We start from the raw sequence: 1327 nt of genomic DNA, 5'->3' as shown, positions 1-1327 counted from the left end.
CGCGGTCTTCCGCCGCGCGCGGGGCGGCTCTCCGCTCCCCGCCGGCCGGACCGGCGGCAACCCCCGCGCGCCCGAGTCCCGTTGCACCCCTTTCCGACACCCTCCGTACCACCGTGACCTGCCCCGATAGGGTGACGAGGGCGGTCCCGGCGGGCACGAGGCCCGTCCTGGCGGACGCGAGGAAAGGGCGAGGGCGGATGAGTGAGACCGGGATGCTGCGCTGGAGCGACTACCGCGCGATGCCGTGGCGCAACGGCGGCGGCACGACGCGGGAGGTCGCCTCGGGCACGCTGCCGGGCGTGGCGTGCGGCGAGCGGGGACCCGGAGCGGAGCCGTCCGGCCCGGACGCGTTCGACTGGCGGGTCAGCATCGCGGACGTGGACGCGGGCGGGCCCTTCTCGGCGTTCCCCGGCATCGACCGCGTGATCACCCTCGTCGAGGGCTCCGGCATGGTGCTGACCGTGGACTCCGCCCCGCCCCGCCTCGTCGAGCCCCTGACCCCCTTCGCCTTCCCGGGCGACGCGCGCACGGACTGCCGCCTGGAGGGCGGGGCCGTGCGCGACATGAACGTCATGACCCGGAGGGGCCACGCGTCGGCACACGTACGGATGGTGCCCGTCGGCGACGGCGGCACGGAGGTGACGGGCGCCGCGGACGAGATCGTGCTCGTCCTGGCCGTCACCGAGGGCGTCGTCGTCGACGAGCGGGGCACCGCGACGCCGCTCGGCCGCCTCGACTGCGCCCGCGCGACGCCGCGCCTCTCGCTGCGCGGTGAGGGCACGGTGGCCGAGATCCGGATCGCCCCGGCGCGCTGAGCCGCGCCGGGGGAGCCCTCACAGCAGCGCGAACTGCCCCTCCGGGCCCTCTTCGCGCGTCTCCAGGACGGTCGCGGGCCGCCGCGCCGCGGGCGGTACGGGGAGCACTCCGGCCGACCGCAGTTCCGCCGCCCCGATCCGCTCGCCCCGCCCTCCGGCCGCGACGAACTCCGCGCACCGCGCCGCCCGTTCGGCGTGCAGCGTGAGGTCCGTGAGCAGCGCGAGGAGGTCCGAGGTCCACTCGCGGGGCCACACGCGCGGGACGAGCGCCGCGAGGCCCTTGGCCGTCGGGTCGCCCACGCGGGCGCGGAACCACCGGACGAGGACGCGTTCCCCCTCGCTGTGCGCCTCCCAGGCGACGGGCGCGACCGGGGCGAGCACGCCCGCCTCACCGACGCGCAGGGCCTCGTCCTCCGGCTCGTACGAGAGGGCCGGGAGCGCACCGCCGGGCGAGAGTTCCAGCGTCTCGCGCACCCACGGGCGGCGCCCCCCGGGCAGCCGGGGCCGCGGGC

At 77.9% G+C, this 1327-nt stretch carries 1 protein-coding gene and 1 pseudogene; one reads left to right on the top strand and one right to left on the bottom strand.

What is annotated here, in order from left to right:
• The first annotated feature begins 197 nt into the window (after nt 1-197).
• Nucleotides 198-815, top strand: a complete 618-nt coding sequence (locus G3I42_RS19430; protein ID WP_164287645.1) for a HutD family protein — start codon at nt 198-200, stop codon at nt 813-815.
• 18 nt (nt 816-833) lie between these two features.
• Here the strand turns inward: G3I42_RS19430 and G3I42_RS19425 are convergent.
• Nucleotides 834-1327, bottom strand: a pseudogene (locus G3I42_RS19425) (hypothetical protein); the annotation flags it as partial.

The sequence above is a fragment of the Streptomyces sp. SID11385 genome (assembly GCF_010548245.1).
Classification (GTDB): Bacteria; Actinomycetota; Actinomycetes; order Streptomycetales; family Streptomycetaceae; genus Streptomyces.
The sequence above is the reverse complement of the archived record's forward strand: the minus strand, read 5'-3'. Positions and strand labels throughout refer to the sequence as shown.